Source organism: Serratia sp. CY31944, from assembly GCF_052169175.1.
Taxonomy (GTDB): domain Bacteria; phylum Pseudomonadota; class Gammaproteobacteria; order Enterobacterales; family Enterobacteriaceae; genus Serratia; species Serratia sarumanii.
Genome location: NZ_JBJNLG010000005.1, coordinates 237,889 through 258,786, shown reverse-complemented (window position 1 = coordinate 258,786; position 20,898 = coordinate 237,889). Strand labels below are relative to the sequence as shown.

At 57.2% G+C, this 20,898-nt stretch carries 19 protein-coding genes; 10 read left to right on the top strand and 9 right to left on the bottom strand.

The features are described from left to right. Positions 1-19 precede the first annotated feature (19 nt). Positions 20-1,612 (bottom strand): ABC-F family ATPase, encoded by a 1,593-nt coding sequence (locus ACJ8IN_RS08380; protein ID WP_033637709.1) that lies wholly within the window; start codon positions 1,610-1,612, stop codon positions 20-22. 678 nt (positions 1,613-2,290) lie between these two features. Between ACJ8IN_RS08380 and ACJ8IN_RS08375 the strand changes: the two genes are divergently transcribed. Then, complete coding sequence (locus tag ACJ8IN_RS08375; RefSeq protein WP_060427973.1) at positions 2,291-3,595, top strand: MFS transporter; 1,305 nt, start codon at positions 2,291-2,293, stop codon at positions 3,593-3,595. Between the two features lie 22 nt (positions 3,596-3,617). On the opposite strand, the gene cynR is transcribed toward ACJ8IN_RS08375, so the two are convergent. Beyond that, positions 3,618-4,517, bottom strand: a complete 900-nt coding sequence (gene cynR / locus ACJ8IN_RS08370) for a transcriptional regulator CynR (protein ID WP_308325557.1) — start codon at positions 4,515-4,517, stop codon at positions 3,618-3,620. A gap of 114 nt (positions 4,518-4,631) precedes the next feature. Between cynR and ACJ8IN_RS08365 the strand changes: the two genes are divergently transcribed. Both ACJ8IN_RS08365 and cynS read left to right on the top strand, forming a co-directional pair. Continuing rightward, positions 4,632-5,285, top strand: a complete 654-nt coding sequence (locus ACJ8IN_RS08365) for a carbonic anhydrase (RefSeq protein ID WP_060427977.1) — start codon at positions 4,632-4,634, stop codon at positions 5,283-5,285. A 19-nt stretch (positions 5,286-5,304) separates the two neighbouring features. Continuing rightward, positions 5,305-5,775: a cyanase gene (gene cynS / locus ACJ8IN_RS08360; RefSeq protein WP_033637703.1), complete on the top strand. Its 471-nt coding sequence runs from the start codon at positions 5,305-5,307 to the stop codon at positions 5,773-5,775. Between the two features lie 104 nt (positions 5,776-5,879). Here cynS and ACJ8IN_RS08355 read toward each other — a convergent pair whose 3' ends face one another. Both ACJ8IN_RS08355 and ACJ8IN_RS08350 read right to left on the bottom strand, forming a co-directional pair. Then, entirely contained in the window at positions 5,880-6,377 is a 498-nt protein-coding gene (locus tag ACJ8IN_RS08355; RefSeq protein WP_060427979.1) for an AAA family ATPase, read from the bottom strand. 168 nt (positions 6,378-6,545) lie between these two features. After that, entirely contained in the window at positions 6,546-7,442 is an 897-nt protein-coding gene (locus tag ACJ8IN_RS08350) for a LysR family transcriptional regulator (protein WP_033637701.1), read from the bottom strand. 132 nt (positions 7,443-7,574) lie between these two features. On the opposite strand from ACJ8IN_RS08350, the gene ACJ8IN_RS08345 reads away from it, so the two are divergent. Continuing rightward, positions 7,575-8,306 (top strand): isochorismatase family protein, encoded by a 732-nt coding sequence (locus tag ACJ8IN_RS08345; RefSeq protein ID WP_033637699.1) that lies wholly within the window; start codon positions 7,575-7,577, stop codon positions 8,304-8,306. Positions 8,307-8,337: 31 nt separating this feature from the next. Here the strand turns inward: ACJ8IN_RS08345 and ACJ8IN_RS08340 are convergent, their stop codons facing one another. Next, the gene (locus tag ACJ8IN_RS08340) at positions 8,338-8,685 is read right to left on the bottom strand and encodes an antibiotic biosynthesis monooxygenase family protein (protein WP_060421482.1); all 348 of its coding nucleotides are present in this window, start codon (positions 8,683-8,685) and stop codon (positions 8,338-8,340) included. Positions 8,686-8,864: 179 nt separating this feature from the next. Here ACJ8IN_RS08340 and ACJ8IN_RS08335 point away from each other — a divergent pair, with 179 nt between their 5' ends. The 5 genes from ACJ8IN_RS08335 (at position 8,865) to ACJ8IN_RS08315 (ending at position 14,596) form a co-directional block, all read left to right on the top strand. Beyond that, positions 8,865-9,548 carry an ArsR/SmtB family transcription factor gene (locus ACJ8IN_RS08335; protein WP_049213458.1) on the top strand — a complete coding sequence of 228 codons (684 nt, stop codon included), beginning with the start codon at positions 8,865-8,867 and terminating at the stop codon, positions 9,546-9,548. Between the two features lie 74 nt (positions 9,549-9,622). After that, positions 9,623-10,330 carry a glutathione S-transferase N-terminal domain-containing protein gene (locus tag ACJ8IN_RS08330; protein ID WP_033637695.1) on the top strand — a complete coding sequence of 236 codons (708 nt, stop codon included), beginning with the start codon at positions 9,623-9,625 and terminating at the stop codon, positions 10,328-10,330. Between the two features lie 131 nt (positions 10,331-10,461). Then, positions 10,462-11,889 (top strand): alkaline phosphatase, encoded by a 1,428-nt coding sequence (gene phoA, locus ACJ8IN_RS08325; protein WP_033646822.1) that lies wholly within the window; start codon positions 10,462-10,464, stop codon positions 11,887-11,889. Positions 11,890-12,350: 461 nt separating this feature from the next. Continuing rightward, on the top strand, positions 12,351-13,931 hold the full coding sequence (locus ACJ8IN_RS08320) for a malate:quinone oxidoreductase (protein ID WP_308325556.1): 1,581 nt from the start codon (positions 12,351-12,353) through the stop codon (positions 13,929-13,931). A gap of 206 nt (positions 13,932-14,137) precedes the next feature. Further along, the gene (locus tag ACJ8IN_RS08315; protein ID WP_107227424.1) at positions 14,138-14,596 is read left to right on the top strand and encodes a helix-turn-helix domain-containing protein; all 459 of its coding nucleotides are present in this window, start codon (positions 14,138-14,140) and stop codon (positions 14,594-14,596) included. Positions 14,597-14,654: 58 nt separating this feature from the next. Here the strand turns inward: ACJ8IN_RS08315 and ACJ8IN_RS08310 are convergent, their stop codons facing one another. From ACJ8IN_RS08310 to ACJ8IN_RS08295, 4 genes are all read right to left on the bottom strand, one after another. Further along, the gene (locus ACJ8IN_RS08310; protein ID WP_047568552.1) at positions 14,655-15,692 is read right to left on the bottom strand and encodes a fimbrial protein; all 1,038 of its coding nucleotides are present in this window, start codon (positions 15,690-15,692) and stop codon (positions 14,655-14,657) included. Continuing rightward, on the bottom strand, positions 15,689-18,250 hold the full coding sequence (locus ACJ8IN_RS08305; protein ID WP_308325555.1) for a fimbria/pilus outer membrane usher protein: 2,562 nt from the start codon (positions 18,248-18,250) through the stop codon (positions 15,689-15,691). Before ACJ8IN_RS08305 ends, ACJ8IN_RS08310 begins: the two co-directional genes overlap by 4 nt. A 75-nt stretch (positions 18,251-18,325) precedes the next feature. Then, positions 18,326-19,054 (bottom strand): fimbrial biogenesis chaperone, encoded by a 729-nt coding sequence (locus tag ACJ8IN_RS08300; protein ID WP_041037933.1) that lies wholly within the window; start codon positions 19,052-19,054, stop codon positions 18,326-18,328. 81 nt (positions 19,055-19,135) lie between these two features. After that, a complete protein-coding gene (locus ACJ8IN_RS08295) occupies positions 19,136-19,693 on the bottom strand; it encodes a fimbrial protein (RefSeq protein WP_041034152.1) in 558 nt (185 codons plus the stop codon). 472 nt (positions 19,694-20,165) lie between these two features. Here ACJ8IN_RS08295 and ACJ8IN_RS08290 point away from each other — a divergent pair, with 472 nt between their 5' ends. Next, positions 20,166-20,882, top strand: a complete 717-nt coding sequence (locus tag ACJ8IN_RS08290; protein WP_047568560.1) for an EAL domain-containing protein — start codon at positions 20,166-20,168, stop codon at positions 20,880-20,882. Positions 20,883-20,898 lie beyond the last annotated feature (16 nt).

The following is a 20,898-nucleotide window of genomic DNA, read 5'->3' as shown; positions in this document are numbered from 1 at the left end:
TGATGCGTTGCCGCGAGGGTTACACGATGCCCTGGCTGCGCAGATAGTCTTCGTAGTTGCCGGTAAAGTCGATCACCTTGTTCGGGGTGATTTCCAGAATGCGCGTCGCCAGCGAGCTGACGAACTCACGGTCGTGGGAGACGAAGATCAGCGTGCCTTCGTACATCTCCAGCGCCATGTTCAGCGATTCAATGGATTCCATATCCAGGTGGTTGGTCGGTTCGTCCATCACCAGAATATTCGGGCGCTGCATCATCAGCTTGCCGAACAACATGCGGCCCTTCTCACCGCCGGACAGCACCTTCACTTTCTTCTTGATGTCGTCCTGGCTGAACAGTAAACGGCCCAGCACGCTGCGCACCGCCTGCTCGTCGTCTTTTTCCTGCTTCCACTGGCTCATCCAGTCGAACACGGTCAGGGTATCGTCAAACTCGTATTCGTGATCCTGCGCGTAGTAACCGATACGGGCGTTTTCCGACCACTTCACGGTGCCGCTGTCCGGCTGCGCGTCGCCCACCAGCGTTTTCAGCAGGGTGGTTTTACCGATGCCGTTGGCGCCCAGCACCGCAACCTTCTCACCCACTTCCACCATCAGGTTCAGCTTGCTGAACAGCGGGCCGTTGTCGAAGCCCTTGGTGAGCGCTTCCACTTCCAGCGCGTTACGGAACAGCTTCTTGTCCTGATCGAAACGGATGAACGGGTTCTGGCGGCTAGAGGCCTTCACTTCTTCCAACTGGATCTTGTCGATCTGGCGGGCGCGCGAGGTGGCCTGCTTGGATTTGGAGGCGTTGGCGCTGAAACGGCTGACGAACGATTGCAGTTCGTTGATCTGCGCCTTCTTCTTGGCGTTGTCGGCCAGCAGACGTTCACGCGCCTGGGTGGCGGCGGTCATGTATTCGTCGTAGTTGCCCGGATAAACGCGCAGTTCGCCGTAGTCCAGATCCGCCATGTGGGTGCAGACCATGTTCAGGAAGTGACGGTCGTGCGAGATGATGATCATGGTGCTGTTGCGTTCGTTCAGCACCTGCTCCAGCCAGCGAATGGTATCGATGTCCAGGTTGTTGGTCGGTTCGTCGAGCAGCAGGATTTCCGGATCGGAGAACAGCGCCTGCGCCAGCAGCACGCGCAACTTCCAGCCCGGCGCGATTTCGCTCATCGGGCCATAGTGCTGTTCCACCGGAATGCCGACGCCAAGCAGCAGTTCGCCGGCGCGCGCTTCGGCGGTGTAACCGTCCATCTCGCCGTAGGCGACTTCCAGATCGGCCACTTTATAGCCGTCTTCTTCGCTCATCTCCGCCATGGCGTAGATGCGGTCGCGCTCTTCCTTCACCGCCCACAGCTCGGTGTGGCCCATGATCACGGTGTCCAGCACGCTGTACTGTTCGAAGGCGAACTGATCCTGACGCAGTTTACCCAGGCGCTCGTTCGGATCGAGGAACACGTTGCCGCCGGTCGGCGCCAAATCGCCGCCGAGGATTTTCATAAAGGTGGACTTGCCGCAGCCGTTGGCGCCGATCAGGCCATAACGGTTGCCGCCGCCGAATTTAACAGAGATGTTTTCAAACAACGGCTTGCTGCCGAACTGCATGGTGATGTTGTTGGTGCTTAACACAGCGCTCGCTCTTTATACATAGGGAATGTGATTTGGCGCGCATTATGCCACAACGGGGTTAAGAGATCGCGGGAAGTTTTGGTGACATTTTGAGCGGTGACGACGGATGAGTCATAGCTGGGTTAAATAACACCGATAAAATTCACGGCGAGATTTCACGCAGCAAGCCGTACAATATTTGAAACCAATTCGTCAAATATATTAATTAAACTTAAAAATGACATTTATTCTCCCCAGACACCGCCCCAGGCACGAATAAATCGTATCTGTTCATCTTATGAAAATCATTAATACAGCCAACACGTCTCTATTTAATTCTAGTTTTTTCCGACTATCGCCACACATTCTGCTATACGCGACATTTTGTGACCGCCTTCTTAAATACCAAGGTTTTTTAGAGGATTAATGCGTTACAGCTCACTAAACCGACATGGCACATTCGTTCAGATAACAGGAAAAACTAAATAAAAACAATTAAATACAGGAAGATGTAAAAATCAAATCACCGTTATCGCGCTAACTACTCTCATATTGCATATGATTGTACATACAAGTATATGTAAACGTGACGTTGCCGGTTTGTTGGCGTTTCGGGGCTCGATTATCGCCGCCCCGGATAACACCACCCCGGCCAGAAAATAATAACAACACACCGTCCACCTATCGCGAGAGACAACGATGAACACTGCTGAAAACGCATTGCCCAAAAGCCAAACGGCGGAGAAGGGCGCGGTAAATTACAAAGTCATTGTCGGCGCCAGCCTGGGCAACGGCCTGGAGATTTTCGACTTCACCGTATACAGCTTCTTTGCCGCCATTATCGGCAAACTCTATTTTCCCAGCGACAACGCCTACGGCTCCTTGTTGATGTCGGTGGCGGTGTTCGGCGTCGGCTTTATCATGCGCCCGCTGGGCAGCATGGTGCTGGGTGCCTATGCCGATCGGGTCGGCCGCAAGGCCGCCATGCTGATGACCATCGTGCTGATGGGCGTCGGCACCGCGCTGATCGCCTTCGCGCCCACCCATGCGCAAATCGGCGTTCTGGCGCCGGTGCTGATCGTGGTTGGCCGCCTGATTCAGGGGTTTGCCGCCGGCGGTGAAGTGGGCTCGGCCACCACGCTGCTGCTGGAGTCGGCAGGGGCCAACCAACGCGGCTTCTTCGTCAGCTGGCAGGCGATAAGCCAGGGCATCAGCGCCCTGCTTGGCGCCTCTTTAGGCCTGGCGCTCACCTATTTTCTGCCGGAGCAGGCACTGTATGCCTGGGGCTGGCGCGTGCCGTTCATCATCGGTTTGTTGATCATTCCCGTCGGCATCTATATTCGCAAACATCTGGAAGAGACCTACAGTGGAGAGGCGCCGGCTCACGCGCGGCCACCGCTGAATCCGGTATGGGATCTGGTGAGCAATCATGCCAAAGATCTGTTGCTGGGCGTATTGATCATCATGTCCGGCACCGTGATGGTCTACGTGGTGCTGCTGTATATGCCGACCTACATGATGCAGACCTATCACATCGCCGGCCCGACCGCCTACCTGTTCAGCTGTATCGCCTCTGTGGTACAGATCATCGCGGTCTATTGCGCAGGCCGTTACGTCGATCGGGTGCAGAACTACAAAAGGCCGCTGCTGTTCTCCATTTTTGCGGCGTTGATCCTGATTTACCCGACCTTCTGGTTCCTCAGCGCCACGCAAACCCTGTGGCTGGCGATCGTTTTCCGCATCCTGCTGATCGGCGCGCTGGGCATCAACATGCTGGCCAGCACCATGCTGATCGTTTCGGCGCTGCCGCGCCACGTGCGCGCCACCGGCACCTCGATGATTTACGCCTTTGGCGTGACGCTGTTTGGCGGCTCGGCGCAGTTGGTCGTCACCTGGCTGCTGGACGTCAGCGGCAATCCGATGGCGCCGGCGTGGTACGTCACCGGCATGTTGACCGTCAGCCTGATCGCCACTCTGCTGTTCCGCGAACGTCATAAAGAATAGCGCCTGCTGCCGGGCCGTGCGGCTATCGGCTGCCCGGCGCCGGCGTAATGCCCTGTTCCTGCAAGAGGGCGATAAACGCCTGCGCGGCGGCGCTGCGGTAAACGCCTTTGCGCTGCAGCCATACCGCCTGCCGCACCGGCATGGCGTTGGCCAAAGCCACTTTTTTCAACTGCCGGTTCTCGCGCGCAATGGCGGCCGGCAGCAGCGTGGCGAGCTGCCCGCGCCGCACGATCTCGACGATGGCGCCCAGCGCATTGGCCTCCACCGCCACCTGCGGCCGGAAACCCAGCTGCGTGCAGTAGCGATCGATAAACTGACGCGTGGCGAAGTCGCCGCTCAGCAAGGCCAGCGGCAAATGTTGCCACTCCGCCAGCGTCAGCGGCCGGCGATGAGACGCCAGGGGATGATCGGTGCCGACCATCAGCTCCAGCGTCTCGCTGAACAACGGCTCCGCTTCCACCTCCGCCGACTGCGCCATCTCGAAGGCAATGCCCAGATCCAGCCTATCCTGCGCCAGCAGCGCCTCCATTCGCTCTTGCGCCATCTCTTCAATGCTCAGCGTAATCCCCGGATAGCGGCGGTAGAAGGCATCGACCGCCGGCCCCACCAGATAGGCGGTGAACGTGGGGGTCATCGCCAGCCGCAAATGGCCGCGCGCCAGCGTCGCCACGTCATGGATCGCCCGCGCGCCGGCATCCAGATCCTGCAGCGCCAAGCGCGCATAGCGCATCCACGCCTCACCGGCGTCGGTCAGACGCACGGCTCTGCCGCTGCGATCGAACAGCGGCGCTCCCAATGTGTCTTCCAGCTGCTTGATCTGTTGCGACAGCGTCGGTTGCGACACGTGCAGCGCTTCGGCGGCGCGGGTGAAGTTGCCCTGTTCGGCAACGGCCAGAAAATAACGGATGTGTCGCAGCAGCATAACGCCCCAGCTATTAGTAAAACCTATAACTGGCATTATAAATGGGTCTTAGACCCTATAGCCAGAAGCGTTCATCATGCCGCCATCGCATAACGACACCCAATGGAGAAACGGATGAAAGAGGTGATTGAAGGCTTCCTGAAGTTCCAGCGCGAAGCCTTTGTTGAACGCACGGCGCTGTTTCAGCAGTTGGCGACCCGCCAAAACCCGCGCACCCTGTTTATCTCATGTTCCGACAGCCGCCTGGTGCCGGAGCTGGTCACCCAGCGCGAGCCGGGCGATCTGTTCGTGATCCGCAATGCCGGCAACATCGTGCCTTCTTTCGGCCCCGAACCCGGCGGGGTTACCGCCTCGGTCGAGTACGCCGTCGCAGCGCTGGGCGTGGAAGATATCGTGATCTGCGGCCATTCCGACTGCGGCGCAATGACCGCCATCGCCACCTGCCAGTGTCTGGATCACCTGCCGACGGTCGCCGGCTGGCTGCGTTACGCCGATTCAGCGAAGGCGGTCAATCAGGCTTATCCGCACGCCTCGGACGAGGCGCGGGTCGCATCGATGGTGCGCGAAAACGTCATCGCCCAGCTCAACAACATCAAAACGCACCCTTCCGTCGCCCTGGCGCTGGATCAGGGATGCCTGACGCTGCACGGTTGGGTCTATGACATCGCCAGCGGCGCTATCGACGCGCTGGACGGCGAAACCCGCCGTTTCGTGCCGCTCACCACCCATCCCGAGGTAACCGCCACCCCGGCGATCGCCCGTTTTTAAGTCAACAAAAGGAGCTAACATGACACACTCTTTGCACAACGCCGCCCCGCGCGCAGCGCTCACCGACACCATCATGGCCGCCAAGATCCGCCATAACCTGACTTTCGACGCGCTGGCTGAGGGCACCGGACTCAGCCTGGCGTTCGTCACCGCCGCGCTGCTGGGGCAGCATGCGTTGCCGGAACAAGCGGCACGCACCGTGGCGGCCAAGCTCGGGCTGGACGAAGAGGCGGTACAGCTGCTGCAAACCATCCCGTTGCGCGGCAGCATTCCCGGCGGCGTGCCGACCGATCCGACCATTTATCGCTTCTATGAAATGCTGCAGGTTTACGGCTCCACGCTGAAAGCGCTGGTGCACGAGCAGTTCGGCGACGGCATCATCAGCGCCATCAACTTCAAGCTGGATATCAAGAAGGTGGCCGATCCGGAAGGCGGCGAACGCGCGGTGATCACCCTGGACGGCAAATACCTGCCGACCAAGCCTTTCTAATCTACTTTCGCGCCATCGCCTTCCAGGCCGCGCTGCCGTGCGCGGAAGTCGCCTTCCACAACGCGAGCCTAGCCCTGTTGCCGGCGCCGTCATGGCGCCGGTTTTCAGTCCTGTTCGCCATAACGCAAGACTGCCATCCCTTCCTCTTCCGCCGGGGGAACAAAGTACTGCGCCAGGCGCTCAAACTCCGCTTCGCTCAGTGTAAACGGGTGCTCGCCGCGCGCGTTTCTCAGCGTTATCCGGCTCAGGCACTGCGCATGGCTGACGTCGAGAAAATGCAGGCAGTGCGCGACGCCGGCCTCCTCCGCCAACGCTTTGGCCCAGCGCCGCCTGTCCGGCGTATTCATCGGGAAATCGAGCGCCACGGACCAGCCGCCGCGCAGCAGCTGAACGAGGTGCCCACCCAGTGCCCGCCGCAACCGGTCGGAACAGCGCGCATAGTCTTGCAGGCTGGTCATCTCCTGCTCATACAGCGTCGCCAGCCACGCATCTTCGACCAGCAACAGCGTTTGCGGTTGCTGCGCCAAACGCTGCGCCAGCGTCGATTTGCCTGCGCCGGCCTTGCCACACATCAGGTGTAAAACTGCAGGGTAGGTTTTCATGACGTTCTCCGGTCGTTGCCGGAAGGGGATAAAAAAACCCGCCTGCCGGCGGGTTTTTATTGGCGACACACGCGCTATCCCACCCTTTGGAGAAGGGTGATAATAATTTGCGCGAATGGGCGGTAGGATTTTTTCATAGCTAATGAATATGACAATCGTGCGCCGTTGTCAATTCGCCGTCATCAATCCCTGTTCTCGCACAAATTCGGTGAATAAACTCACTTTCTGCTGCACATGCCGGCGCGTCGGGTAAACCGCGAAAACCTGATGCACGTCGGCAATCTGTTCAGGGAACAGCCGCACCAGCCTGCCGGCGGCGATTTCGGGATCCGCCACGAACGACGGCAGCGAACCGATGCCCAGTCCCGCCACCAGCATATCCCGCAGCATCAGGCTGTTGTTGGCGATCAACCGGGGAGTGAACGTCACGCTCAGGCTCTCCTCGCCGGCGGTGAACTGCCACTGCCCCGGCCTTTCCGCCAGGGAATAGGCCAGACAGCTGTGTCGCTGCAATTCATTCGGCGTTTGCGGCACGCCGTGCTGCGCCAAATAGCCGGGCGCGGCGCAAATTCGCTGGTGCACTTCACCCAGCGCCCGGGCGCTGAGGGAAGAATCCGGCAGCCGTCGGCGAATGCGCAAGGAAATATCGAAACCGGCCGCCACCACGTCCAATACCCTGTCGTCCAACGTCAGCTCCACCTGCAGCTGCGGGTAACGTTGCATAAACGGCGGCAGCAGTGGCGACAACACCGTCAGGCCGAACGAAAGCGGCGCATTGACCCGCAGCGTGCCGGAGACCTGCTGCGCGCTGGCGGCAACCGTCTGCTCCAGCGCGTCGAACTCGCCGAGCAACCGACAGGCTTCCTGGTAATAGAGCTGCCCGGCTTCGGTCAGGCTCATGCTACGGGTGGTGCGCACCAGCAACAGCGTCCCCAACCGGTTTTCCAACTGCTTAATCTGCTTGCTCAACGCCGCCGGCGTGATCGCCAGATCCTCCGCCGCCTTATAAAAACTGTTGCGCTCAACCACGCGACGAAAGGCGCGCATCGTCAGTAGCACGTCCATATTATGTCCTGATGATTAATTATAAATTCAATAAAACACAGATTATTAACTTCAACAACCTCAGTAGACTTTATTCAACCGCCTCCCTGAGTGAGAGGTGAATTTAATCTACTGATAATCATGGAGTTAATAATGAAAAAGACCCTGTTCGCCCTGATGCTCGGCCTGAGCGCCGCCGCCGCCCCCGTCGCCGCGCTGGCGCAATCCCCCGCCGCCGACAGCCGCCAGGCGGGTTATGTGCAGCCGCTGACCGCCGAGAACAGCCTGTTGCTGTTGGTCGATCTGCAGGACATGTTCGGCATGACCATTTCCTCTATCGATCAAACCAACCTGGTCAATAACGCCGCCGGCATCGCCAAGGCCGCCAAGGTGTTCAACGTGCCGACCATTCTGGCCTCGGCCAACGCCAAAAGCTTCGCCGGGCCGGTATTCCAGCAGGTGACGCAGGCACGCCCGGACCTGCAGGTGTACGATCGCACCGCCATCAACGTCTGGCAGGACCGGCGCGTGGTGGATCTGATCAAACAATCCGGCCGCAAGAAAATCATCATCGGCGGGCTGTGGACCGCCAGCTGCGTGATGCTGCCGGCGCTGTCCGCCCTGGGCGAGGGTTATGAGGTTTATATCCTGTCGGACGTCACCGGCGACATTACGCCAGACAGCCAAAACAACGCCATGCAGCGTTTGGTACAGGCGGGCGCCACGCCCATCAACTGGGTGGCGTTGATGCTGGAATGGCAGCAGGACTGGAGCCGCAAAGCCACGGCGGGAGGCGTATTGCAGATCGCCCGCGACCACGGCGCCGCCTGGGGGATGGGCGCCAGCTACGCCGGGGCAATGAAGGTGGGCAGCGAAGCGAAATAACGGACGAAAGCCCGCCGCCGGCGGGCTTTCTTCAGGTGCGGTGATAACAACGGCTATCTTGCGGCGCCTGTTCGCGTCTCTCCAGCCCGTAGTCCCGCACCACCTCCGCCACCCGCAGCCGATAGTGCGCCAGCACCTCGCCACGTCCGCGCGCCTGCGCCGCCCGGTGCTGCTCGAGATTGCGCCAATGCTGCACCGCCGCCTCGTCGCGCCAGAAGGAGAGCGACAGCAGGCGCGCAGGATCGGCCAGGCTTTGAAAGCGCTCGATGGAGATGAATCCGTCGATCTGCGCCAGCAGCGGCTTCAGCTCCGCCGCCAACGCCAGATAGGTATCACGCTGCCCGTCGGCGGCCTGCAGTTCAAAAATCACGGCGATCATTATCGTCTCCTCTCAACGGTAAAACTCAGGTACGCGCGCATTGATTGTAGGAAGGGCGCCACTGCATCGATTTCAACGCCCGCTCATCAATATCCAGCGAACACAGACGCACAGCACCAGAATGCGACAGCCACAGGTTAGCAATGGACGCGCAGTCATACTTCGTCTAACCTCGAAGTATGCATAACATCGACCTAGAAGATCGTTTGGCGGCGCTGAGCGCCGCCATCGCCGACCGCACCCGGGCGCGCATGCTGTGCCTGTTGATGGATGGGCGCGCCTACACCGCCACCGAGCTCAGCGCTGCGGTCGAGGTCGCCCCGTCCACCGCCAGCGCACATCTGGCGAAACTGCTGGAGCAGCGGCTGATCGCCTGCGTCAAACAGGGGCGCTACCGCTATTTTCGGCTGGCCGGTCAGCCGGTGGCCGAAGCGCTGGAAGGCCTGATGGCGCTGGCAGGCGTACCGCGCCCGTCGGTGAAAAGCAGCACGCCCACCACGCTGCAATATGCCCGCACCTGCTACGACCATATGGCGGGCGAGGTGGCGGTGAAACTGCACGATCGGCTGCATGCGCTGAACTGGCTGAGCGGTGAGGAAGACTACCGCTTAAGCGACGCCGGTCAGGCCGCGCTGGCGCGGCTGGGCGTCGATTGCTCCCCCGCCCCCACCCGCCGCCGCTTCGCCTGCGGCTGCCTGGACTGGAGCGAACGCCGCTCTCACCTCGGTGGCGCACTGGGCGCCGCGCTGTTGGCCGCCTTTATCCACCGCGGCTGGATCGTCCGCCGGCTCGACAGCCGCGAGTTGCAGCTGACCCCTGCCGGTAAAAAAGCGCTGGCAGCACATTTTGAACTCACGGTGTAACCCGGCGGCGGGGTAGTTTTACTGCAATACTCACGGGGTACGCTTAAGCCACCCCGCCAACCCGAGGAGTTTCCATGCTCGATTCCACCCAATTCCCGATCGTCAAACGCTGGCCGGCTCAGCATCCTGAAAGGCTGCAGCTCTATTCCCTGCCGACGCCGAACGGCGTCAAAGTGTCCATCATGCTGGAAGAGATCGGCCTGCCCTATGAGGCGCACCTGATCGACATCGGCAACAACGAAACCTGGACGCCGGAATTCCTGGCGCTGAACCCGAACGGCAAGATCCCGTCGATCATCGATCCCGACGGCCCCGGCGGCCGGCCGCTGCCGCTGTTCGAATCCGGCGCCATTCTGCTCTACCTGGCGGAAAAGAGCGGCCGTTTCCTGCCGCAGGATCCGGCGCAGCGTTACGAAACCATTCAGTGGGTGTTCTTCCAGATGGCCGCCGTCGGCCCGATGTTCGGCCAGCTCGGTTTCTTCCACAAATTCGCCGGGCGCGAGTATGAAGATAAGCGGCCGCTGGAGCGCTACAAAAACGAATCGAAACGCCTGCTCGGCGTGCTGGAAACGCGCCTGGAAGGCCGCGACTGGATCATGGGCGCGGACTACACCATCGCCGATATCTCGCTGCTGGGCTGGGTGCGCAACCTGATCGGTTTCTATGAGGCGCGCGAGCTGGTGGAGTTCGACAGTTTCCCCCGCGTCGCGCAGTGGCTGGAGCGCGGTCTGGCGCGGCCGGCGGTGCAGCGTGGGCTCACTATACCGGCGCGCGCGGCCTGATCGTCAAACGGGATGGCCGCCGGGCCGTCCCGCCTTCCGCTGTCATAAAATTGTCATCCCTCTGCTCTACTCTCCTTACGTAACAATTTGATGTTATTTACATTGTTGTATTACGACAAGGAGCTTGCCCCATGCAACCTGCTGTATCCCTGATCGCCGGCGCCGTGCTGTCCGCCCTGCTCTGTTCCTCCGCCATCGCGGCGGAAACCTCGGCCAATGCCGATGGCCTGACCGAGCGCGCCGCGCGCGGCACCCTCACCGAACCGGGCGGCGCCCGTCGTCTGGCCGGCGATCAGACCGCCGCGCTGAAGGCGTCGCTGTCGGACAAAACGGTGAAAAACGTGATCCTGCTGATTGGCGACGGCATGGGAGATTCCGAGATCACCGCCGCGCGTAACTATGCCGAGGGCGCAGGCGGTTACTTCAAGGGCATCGACGCCCTGCCGCTGACCGGGCAATACACCCACTACTCGCTGGACAAGAAAACCCACAAACCGGATTACGTAACCGACTCCGCCGCCTCCGCCACCGCCTGGGCCACCGGGGTGAAAACCTATAACGGCGCGCTCGGCGTGGACGTGAACGGCAAAGACCAGCCGACGCTGCTGGAGATCGCCAAGGCGGCCGGCAAGGCCACCGGCAACGTCTCCACCGCCGAACTGCAGGACGCCACGCCGGCGGCGCTGGTGTCGCACGTTACCTCGCGCAAATGCTACGGCCCGGAGGAAACCAGCGAGAAATGCGCCGCTAACGCGCTGGAAAACGGCGGCCGCGGTTCCATCACCGAGCAGTTGCTGAAAACCCGTGCCGACGTCACGCTGGGCGGCGGCGCGAAATCCTTCAACCAACTGGCGAAAAGCGGCGAATGGCAAGGAAAATCGCTGAAAGATCAAGCGGCGGCGCAAGGTTATCAGTGGGTGAGCAACGCGGATGAACTGCAGGCCGTTACCCTGGCCAATCAGCAAAAACCGCTGCTGGGCCTATTCGCCGACGGCAACATGCCGGTGCGCTGGCTGGGGCCGAAAGCCAGCTATCACGGCAACCTCGACAAACCGGCAGTGACCTGCGAAAACAACCCGGCGCGCACCGCGGCCACGCCAACGCTGGCGGCGATGACCGAAAAAGCGATCGCGCTGCTGAAAGACAACCCGAACGGCTTCTTCCTGCAGGTAGAGGGCGCGTCGATCGATAAGCAGGATCACGCCGCCAACCCGTGCGGGCAGATTGGTGAGACCGTCGATCTGGACGAGGCGGTGCAAAAAGCGCTGGCCTTCGCCCGCGCCGACGGCAACACGCTGGTGATCGTCACCGCCGACCACGCGCACTCCAGCCAGATCGTCGCCGCCGACGCCAAAGCGCCGGGCCTGACCCAGACACTGACCACCAAAGACGGCGCGCCGATGACCCTCAGCTACGGCAACTCGGAAGAGGAATCGCAGGGGCACACCGGCACCCAGCTGCGCGTCGCGGCCTACGGCCCGCACGCCGCCAACGTGGTGGGGTTGACCGATCAGACCGATCTGTTCTTCACCATGCGCGATGCGATGGGCATCAAGTAACCGCCTTGTGAATCCTGGCCGCCCGCAACGGCGGCCGTTTATTATTGGTTACCGATGCGTATTTGTAATTTAACCGCAATTATTGTGTGATAACGAAATAACGTTTAATTACGCGACAATTAACCCCTGAAAATAACGCGGTTATATGGCCTTACTCCCCTCTCTGTTTATTCCTGCGACAGGAACCGGCCTATTTTTGCTTATATTCATTTTTTTTAGTTACAAAAGTAGTTTTTAACATTCTCGCAAACAATAATACCCCGCCAGTAACGTGAACCGATCAATTTGCATCCGGACGGCCTGCAATAGTTCACTTTTCGTTAAAAACCCTATTAACAAAAAGGCATTATCGCTGCCTATCGGCACACGCCGGGCGGTCGGCTTCACTATTTTCCAGGGTAACTCCCGCTAAATTCTTTCACCTGCAATGAGTAGAATTTACACACAAGAGATTTAATTCAATGAGAAAATTACTCGTCCTGATTTTCAGTCTCAGCCTGTTTAGCGTTACGCAGCAGGCGGCGGCTGAAGAGAAGAATAAAACCGTCGACGTGGTGTTGATCGGCGGCGGCATCATGAGCGCCACCTTGGGCACCTATCTGCATGAGCTGGAGCCGACCTGGACCATCGACATGTACGAGCGCATGAACGGCGTGGCGGAAGAGAGCTCCAACGGCTGGAACAACGCCGGCACCGGCCACTCCGCCTTCAGCGAAATGAACTACACGCCGGAAAAAGCCGATGGCACCATCGACATCAGCAAGGCGGTGAAGGTCAACGAGTCTTTCGAAATCTCTCGCCAGTTCTGGTCTTATCAGGTGAAAAATAATGTCCTGAAAGATCCGAAATCCTTCATTAACAGCGTGCCGCACATGAGCTTCGTGTGGGGCGACGACAACGTCAACTTCCTGCGTAAACGCTACGCGGCGCTGCAGCACAGCACCCTGTTCCGCGGCATGGAATACTCCGAAGATCCTGCGCAAATCAAACAGTGGGCGCCGCTGGTGATGAACGGCCGCGATCCGGCGCAGAAAATCGCCGCGACCCGCATGCCGCTGGGTACCGACGTCAACTTCGGCGTGATCACCCATCAGCTGGTTGACGCGCTGAGCACCAGCGACAAGTTCAAGCTGAACCTGAGCCACGAAGTGCGCGACATCAAGCGCAACGCCGATCAGACCTGGAGCGTGACCGTTGCCGATCTGAACCGCGACGGTAAAGAAACCACCGTTAACGCCAAGTTCGTATTCATCGGCGCAGGCGGCGCCTCCCTGACCCTGCTGCAGAAATCCGGCATCCCTGAAGCCGACGGCTACGGCGGCTTCCCGGTCGGCGGCCAGTTCCTGGTCACCACCAACCCGGAGATCGCCAACCAGCACCTGGCCAAAGTGTATGGCCTGGCCAGCGTAGGTTCGCCGCCGATGTCCGTGCCGCACCTGGATACCCGCATGCTGGACGGCAAGCGCGTGCTGCTGTTCGGGCCATTCGCCACCTTCTCCAGCAAGTTCCTGAAGAACGGTTCGCTGTTCGATCTGCTGCACTCGCTGAGCACCTCGAACCTGATGCCGATGACCCACGTCGGTCTGGATAACTTCGATCTGGTGAAATACCTGGTCGGCCAGCTGATGATGAACGACGACGATCGCTTCGCCGCGCTGAAAGAGTACTTCCCGGACGCCAAGCAGGAAGACTGGAAGCTGTGGACCGCAGGCCAGCGCGTGCAGATCATCAAGAAAGACGCGGATAAAGGCGGCGTGCTGCAGTTCGGCACCGAAGTCGTCAGCTCTGAAGACGGCAGCATCGCCGCTCTGCTGGGCGCGTCACCGGGCGCTTCCACCGCGGCACCGATCATGCTGCACCTGATGGAAACCGTGTTCAAAGACAAAGTGGCGACGCCGGAATGGCAGAGCAAACTGAAAGAGATCATCCCGTCCTACGGCCACAAGCTGAACGGCGATATCGAGATGACCAACAAGATCCGCGGCTACACCAGCAGCGTGCTGGGTCTGAACTACATTGAAGTGAAACCGGAAACCAACTGATTTTCCACTCGTTTCCTGCTGGAAAGGCCGCTTTATGCGGCCTTTCTTTTATCCCCCTGCGATTCAAAGAGCATTTTTGGTCACCTTTTTCCCCCCGGTTTACCCTTGCGTAACGGCGCACTCGCGCCTATTATCAAAGTATATTCTTGGATAATTAAGCTAAGTCACTGTGACCTGAATGTCGTTTTTGCGGGAGAACTAAAACCATGGATCGCGTCAATATCATTCACGATTTACTAGACTGGATTGAAACTCATCTGGACCAGCCGCTGCTGCTGGATAACGTCGCCGCCAAGTCGGGCTACTCCAAATGGCACCTGCAGCGCATGTTCCGCAGCACCACCGGCCACGCGCTCGGCAGCTATATCCGCGAGCGGCGCCTGTCGCAGGCGGCGCAGGCGCTGCGCTCCACCCCGCGCCCGATCCTGGATATCGCCCTGCAATACCATTTCGATTCTCAGCCTTCGTTCTCACGCGCCTTCAAGAAACAGTTCGGCAAAACCCCGGCGGTGTATCGCCGCACCACCCGCTGGGACGTGGCGGAATGGCCGGCGCAGCCGGTAGAGCTGGAGGCCGAGCCACGCCACGATGCCCCTACGCTGCCCCGTTGGTATGCAGGCAAGCCGCCGGAAGGCGTCTGCACCACCTGGATGGGACTGCGTTAAGCGATAACGCAAAAAAGCCAATGGATAAACCCCATTGGCTTTTTCGTCGGAACGCGACTTAGTTGTACTCGATGGTAAAGGTGGCGGTCGACTTGATATTGCCGCCTTTAATCGTCGAACCGGTACGATAGTAGCGTGCCTTCAGCGGCAGCGTTAAGGTATTGGCCTGGTTGGGAATTGTACGTCCGGCATTGACCGCATCGCCATTCTTGATCGGCTGGGTCGTATTGCCGGTCAACAGCTGGACGGCAACACCGGATGCTGTGTTGGCGCCAGGCTCGGATTTGATCACCCCAGGTGCATTGGAAGCATCCTGCGTATAGTCAAAACGCACATTGACGATCCCTTGTCCCGCACTGCCTGGCAACAGATCCTCGCCAACGCCGCCAACGCAATTGATATTGATATCAAATGCTTTTTCACCCTGTGTTGAACCTACGCCGCCAAACGAAGCTGCAGTGACGGTATCCAGATTAACCACCTTGTTCTTAGAACCGCTGTCCACGTTGCAAGTCGACGTCACGATCGTCAGGCTGTTGGCGTCGACGATCGATTCCAGCATCGGCAACCCCTGACCGGAACCATCCATATAGTAAGTCGTGTACTTGCCTGGGACCAGTTGGCCAGTGCCGGTTTGCGCGGCGGTTTTCACAATGTCGATCTTAAAGTAACCGCCATTCAGGTTGACGGTTGTATTACCCCGTAATGCCAACGTGTGGGGATAATAAGTACTTATTGTCCCCGCTTCACGGTATAAACGAATCCCGATACCTGGAATATTGGTGCTCCAGACATTGCTGAAGCTGGTCCGGCTGCCCTGGAGGATCTGCCCAATCGCGCTACCGCCGTTATAACAACGACCATAACCGGAGACCGGGTTAATCGCGAACTGACCGGTGACCAAGGTGTCTCCAACCTGGCTGCTTGGCGTAACCAGCACGCGCCCAAGCTTCATGTTGATCACCTGCGCCTTGTAGCCATTATTAACGTAACAGGCGGCGTAAGCGCTCTGGCCGCCCGCCATCAGCAGTCCGAGCAGCATCAGGCATTTCGCTGACGCTTTATTCAGCGGTGGAACACGCGTAAACTTTATCATTTGCAACTCGCTTCAATAATTTCGTAGTCAGGATTATTGCTTTGCGCCTTGGCGCTATAGCTGACAGAGCACTGCTGCGTTGGCTGTGTGCCCCACTTAATCTGCAACAAACCTTTCTTAGCTTCGGTACGCAAGTAGATACGACTGCCCTGCCCAACAATGCCGACCACCTGATTACGGGTATCCAGCACTTCAGCACCAAACGGCAGCGCGTTGCCATCAGGGCCGAGCGCATGAATGATCAATGCTTGGCCTTTCGTTGTTTTGAATTCCAGCCGGGCAACCGCGCCGGCATATGGCGCAACCTGTTGGCTGCTACTTTCCAATTCAACATCGCGCGACATGCCGCTCGGATCGAGCGTTACGCTCGTCATGCGATATGGTGCAACATAAGGAACCACAGCATAACCGTTGTCATCGATACGAACGCCTGGCGAGTTGGTCACAATCGCGCCGGCGGCGTCTGGCGCTTCCACCAGCACCATGGTCTGTCCGCGTTGCGGTGTCAGCGTGACGCCGCCGCTATGGGCAACCACGCTGCCCGATGCGCCGATCGACGACTGACGGTAATCTTTACCATAGCTGTAGGACCCGTTCATCGTGGCGAAACGGCTACGGTATTCACCGCTCACGCTGCTGTTGGTGCCGCCAGAGCGATCGTTGGCTAACGTAGCGCTATAGCTGATGTTGTTGTCTTCGCCGGTTGAACCATTCATGCCCACACGGCTGCTGTCGTAACCGTTGTCGGTGTAGCCCAGTGAACTGTTCAGACTCAGGGTTTGCGAACCGACGCTGAATGGGATCGACAGTGTCAGGTAATAACGAGTCTCATCTCGGTTATACATATCCGAGGTACGCATGGCGGAAAGGCCATAGGTCACGCGACCATAATAGTTGTTATAGCCCACCTGGTACTGCTTGGTGCTCCCGCCACGGTTCCAGTAATCGCGTACCGAACCGGTGATGTACAAGGAACCGTAATTGTCGCCCAGCCCTTGGTTCAGCGTCAGTTGGTATTCGCTACGCTGGCGGTTAACCGCATCTGCGCTCAAACCCTTGCGCTCATTGTCACGGGAGTAGACGGCATCCTGCAAAGAGAGGTAGCCGGAAGTCGAATAGCGATAAGCGGCGATCGTGAAGTTGGTGTTGGTTTCGGTCATCAACTTGCTATAGCTGAGCTTATAGCTCTGGCCTGATTGGTCGCCCTGCTTCAAGCGGGTATTGGACTGCGTGACGTCCAGCGCAAATGCGCCAACCGGTGTCGCGACCGCGCTGCCCACCAGCACTGCGCCATAGCCATCGCTGACGATCCCGCCTGTGTATCCCGTAAGAATGTTGGTAAAACCGCGCTGATAAGTCGCCTGGAACATGTCGGGTTCCTTGCTTAAATTATCATCGCGTACTCGCCCCGCAGTGATGGCATAACGCTGAATACCTGGACGAAGCATCTGCGCTACCGAAGCATAGGGAACGCTGAACTGGCGTTTGCTGCCGTCGGCCTCGTTAATGGTGACATTCAGATCGCCGCCGTAACCCGTAGGGTAGAGATCGTTGATGATGAACTCGCCCGGAGCGACGGTAGTTTGGTAGATCAGCTGGTTATTCTGACGCACTTCCACCAGGGCGTTGCTTTGCGCGACGCCACGCACAACCGGCGCATACCCGTTCAATGAATCAGGCAGCATGCGATCGTCCGTGGCGATCTGCACGCCGCGAAAACCGATGGAGTTGAAGAAATCACCGCTGGTGTAACTGTCGCCCAACGTCAGCATGCCGCGGATAGACGGCATTGCCCGCTGCGCGTAAGTTGCGGTGTTTTGCCAATGGGTGCTGTCGTTAGAACGCCAGTTCACGTTGGAATCGTGACGCAGCTGCCAACCCGCCACGTTCAACCCGGCATTCAACGTTAAATATGCATTAGTTGAATCGGAGTTGCTGCCGTTGGCAGAGCTGTGGGTATTGAACGCATTGAAGTTATACGACAGGCTGCCGGCGGTAATACCGCGATCCCAGAAGCGCGGATCGACATAACCGCGAGCGCTGCGGCGCAGCGCCGCCTGAGGGATGCTGATATCCATGCGCAGCGTACTGGTGTCCAAGCGGTAATAGGCTTCCGGCACCCATTGAGCCAGCGTTTTGCACGTCTCGGTATTAACGGCAGGATCCCCGCTCATTGTGGCGGTATCCACACCGAACTCATCCAACGACAGTAAGCTAAAACAGGTATCGGCGCTGTTTTTCCCCGGCACGTTTTTAAAGTCGATACTTTTTTTGCCTTTCCACTCGCCGTTCACATACACGTCGAGCGAATATTTTCCCGCCAAGATCGGGTTACCATCACGGAAGCGTGAAAGATCCACGCCCTGCGCTTCCCCAATCAGGAAGCTGCTGTTAAAAGTCGCTTCAACCGGTGCTGCCGGCTTTTTGCTATCGGCAACCCCCTCCGCCCAGGACGCAGCAGGGGCCGCCAGACAGAGCGCGCTACCGGTTAACAGCAGAATCGATTTATAATTGGACAGCGCCATTTTAACAGCTGCAGAGATAGGTAACTCTTTCATATAAAGCATTCCTTTACCAAATTAAGCTCGCCCTCTGAAATAAATTGCTCTGGGCCTGAGGCTCTGTTCCAAGAGTTACTTTTGCTTATTCTTAGTACGGGACACGCGTCCGCCAAAATCATTAATAGTGGTGTAGGCAATGTCAGCAATGCGCGTGCTGTCGCCGGAGAACGACAATGTCTTTTCCTGTCCGGGTGCCAGCATGTCGCCGTGCGGGGCCAACGGCACACGTTTTTGGTTTACGACGGCATTAATCTCGGTAAATGACACATAGTACGGCGTTGGGTTTTTCACGCTGACGCCCGCAGCGCTGAAGCGCCACTGCAGTTTTTCCGGCGCATCATTCGCTTCTCCCGCCAGACCGGTCGGCCGATAAAGCAGTTTTACGCGGGTACGGAATGCCACCTGTAAAAAGTTTTCAGGTGCGCCATTGTTTGCCCCGGTTGGTGCTGGCGGGATCTCCAGTACGTTCAACCAAAACAAGGATTCTTTGTCTTGCGGCAAACTCGCCGTGGTCAATGAAACGCGCAGCGCTTGGCCGGTAGCCGGTTCAACACGGCTGATTGGCGGTGAAACGATAAATGGCGCTTTGCTGTTTTCTGGTGTGGTTTTTGCGTCGCCTTCATCAATCCAAGACTGAATAAGTGCCGGTGAAGCACCATTATTTGATAATTGGACGGTAACTTCCCGTTGCTTTCCCGGATAAATAATACGAGTACCGTTAATAATGACACTGGAAAAAACGCTGCTACTGAAAAGCATGGCGCTCAGCAATATGCTGTATTTTTTAAATGAGTTCTTCATTATCTTATCGCTACGGTAAGGGAAAACGGTGGGGGTATAACTCCCCCACCCGAATAAGAATATTACTTAAAGAAATATTACTTACTGGTAAATGATGGTGTACTGAACGCTAGAAGTCACATCACCAGCGCCGGCAGCGTTGGTAGCGTAATATTCAGCGTAGTAGTTCAGGTCAGCAGAGTCGCCTTCGTTAGCAACGGTAACCCACTGGGAGTTATTCTGCGCGCCATTAGCACCAGCAGCCAGGATAGGCAGGAATTGGTTGTTGCTACCCAGCAGCTGGATCTGCACGTTAGTTGCAGCATCAGTCTGCGCCTGGTTGTTCAGACGGCCAGTATTGAAATCAACAGTAGCGCCCGGTTCGAAATAAGTAGCTACCTGGCCTTTAGAGCATTTGGTCAGGTTGATCGCGAACGGAGTACGGCCAGCAGTTGCGCTCTGAGTTGCCAGAGTAGAAGCAGAAACAGTTGGCAGAGTTACGGTGAAATCTTTACCGCCTGGGGTGCTGATAGTACAAGTTTGGTCAGTCACTTTACCGTTGAAAGTAATAGTACCGTCAGCAGCTTGAGCAGAGAAAGAAGAAATAGCAGCGGTGCTTACAGCCAATGCCAATACAGCAGACAGTTTAGAGATTTTCATATTTAGACTCTCGATGAATTAATACGCTTATAAAGTACATTCAGCGATGCTACTCCTTGTCAGGAATGAAGCCCGATGAATCCATTGCCGGACGAAATATAGACTAAGCATATTCTTAATGTTAAATCGTTTAAAACATTCATAAGGCCCCTCTTGATAGGAATAAACTATCGGCGGATACCTATCGATCGATGTTGACGATTCATACGAATAGGAATAATCTGTGTTTGGGAAAGCTGCAGAGTTCAAGATTTTGCATTAAGGCCTGAAAATCAGAATATTATCCCGGATATTTACACTTAGTAACAGATTGCAACGTTTGGACTTCGGCACGAATTACGCGTTAAATGGTCTGTCGACACGTTTCGGCCACCCTGACGCTTTAAATAAGAAATTTACCAATAAATCTGGAGTAACTTTCTTTTTAACCATTTAAAATCAACAAGTTAAATATCAATCCAAGGATTGGGAAATGAGCAGTTCTTTCAGAGAGAAAAATAACGGCATTAATTATGTTTTTCAGCCAATGTTCGCGAAATCGGGACAATTGCTGGCCGTTGAATGTCTGTCTCGCTTTACGTTTAATAGCGAGTACGCCCATTTTTCTCCCGAACAGTTCTTTCGCCACGCCGACAGCGCCACCCGGATTGAGATTTTGATGGATCAGATCAATCTGATCGATAAATACAAACACTGGTTTCATGAAAACCAAGTGATAGCCACTTTGAATGTTGACGATTATTCCCTGCAATCGCTGGCGAATACTCACTTTGCCGAAAGAATTAATGCCCTGCGCTGTATTCATTTTGAGATCAGCGAGAATTCAACCCGGCTGGTGAAAGATCGCGTGCACGGCGATCCGTCATTGAATAGTTATTCATTTTGGCTCGATGATTTTGGTTCTGGCTATGCGGGTTTTTCCGCGTTGTACAACAGCCAGTTCCGCTTCGTTAAGCTCGACCGGTTTCTGCTTTGGGACTTCATGAAAAAGTCCGGCGGCGAGGGCTTGATGCGCGCGTTACTGCGCTTCTTTTACCTTAATCATTACAAGGTAATTATCGAAGGAGTTGAAACTCCCGAACACAAGAAATGGCTGGATGAAATGCCATATTACGCACTGCAGGGAAAGCTGTGGAAGGAATCCAGCATCAAGGATTTGAACTCGCTTCTTACAGCTGAATACTTTTAACTCGGTATTGGTGTTT

What these genes read in the sequence shown, in the direction of transcription:
- ACJ8IN_RS08375 (WP_060427973.1), top strand. Translation starts at nt 2,291, where the DNA reads ATGAACACTGCTGAAAACGCATTGCCCAAAAGCCAAACGGCGGAGAAG.
- cynR (WP_308325557.1), bottom strand. Translation starts at nt 4,517, where the DNA reads ATGCTGCTGCGACACATCCGTTATTTTCTGGCCGTTGCCGAACAGGGC.
- ACJ8IN_RS08365 (WP_060427977.1), top strand. Translation starts at nt 4,632, where the DNA reads ATGAAAGAGGTGATTGAAGGCTTCCTGAAGTTCCAGCGCGAAGCCTTT.
- cynS (WP_033637703.1), top strand. Translation starts at nt 5,305, where the DNA reads ATGACACACTCTTTGCACAACGCCGCCCCGCGCGCAGCGCTCACCGAC.
- ACJ8IN_RS08355 (WP_060427979.1), bottom strand. Translation starts at nt 6,377, where the DNA reads ATGAAAACCTACCCTGCAGTTTTACACCTGATGTGTGGCAAGGCCGGC.
- ACJ8IN_RS08350 (WP_033637701.1), bottom strand. Translation starts at nt 7,442, where the DNA reads ATGGACGTGCTACTGACGATGCGCGCCTTTCGTCGCGTGGTTGAGCGC.
- ACJ8IN_RS08345 (WP_033637699.1), top strand. Translation starts at nt 7,575, where the DNA reads ATGAAAAAGACCCTGTTCGCCCTGATGCTCGGCCTGAGCGCCGCCGCC.
- ACJ8IN_RS08340 (WP_060421482.1), bottom strand. Translation starts at nt 8,685, where the DNA reads ATGATCGCCGTGATTTTTGAACTGCAGGCCGCCGACGGGCAGCGTGAT.
- ACJ8IN_RS08335 (WP_049213458.1), top strand. Translation starts at nt 8,865, where the DNA reads ATGCATAACATCGACCTAGAAGATCGTTTGGCGGCGCTGAGCGCCGCC.
- ACJ8IN_RS08330 (WP_033637695.1), top strand. Translation starts at nt 9,623, where the DNA reads ATGCTCGATTCCACCCAATTCCCGATCGTCAAACGCTGGCCGGCTCAG.
- phoA (WP_033646822.1), top strand. Translation starts at nt 10,462, where the DNA reads ATGCAACCTGCTGTATCCCTGATCGCCGGCGCCGTGCTGTCCGCCCTG.
- ACJ8IN_RS08320 (WP_308325556.1), top strand. Translation starts at nt 12,351, where the DNA reads ATGAGAAAATTACTCGTCCTGATTTTCAGTCTCAGCCTGTTTAGCGTT.
- ACJ8IN_RS08315 (WP_107227424.1), top strand. Translation starts at nt 14,138, where the DNA reads ATGGATCGCGTCAATATCATTCACGATTTACTAGACTGGATTGAAACT.
- ACJ8IN_RS08310 (WP_047568552.1), bottom strand. Translation starts at nt 15,692, where the DNA reads ATGATAAAGTTTACGCGTGTTCCACCGCTGAATAAAGCGTCAGCGAAA.
- ACJ8IN_RS08305 (WP_308325555.1), bottom strand. Translation starts at nt 18,250, where the DNA reads ATGAAAGAGTTACCTATCTCTGCAGCTGTTAAAATGGCGCTGTCCAAT.
- ACJ8IN_RS08300 (WP_041037933.1), bottom strand. Translation starts at nt 19,054, where the DNA reads ATGAAGAACTCATTTAAAAAATACAGCATATTGCTGAGCGCCATGCTT.
- ACJ8IN_RS08295 (WP_041034152.1), bottom strand. Translation starts at nt 19,693, where the DNA reads ATGAAAATCTCTAAACTGTCTGCTGTATTGGCATTGGCTGTAAGCACC.
- ACJ8IN_RS08290 (WP_047568560.1), top strand. Translation starts at nt 20,166, where the DNA reads ATGAGCAGTTCTTTCAGAGAGAAAAATAACGGCATTAATTATGTTTTT.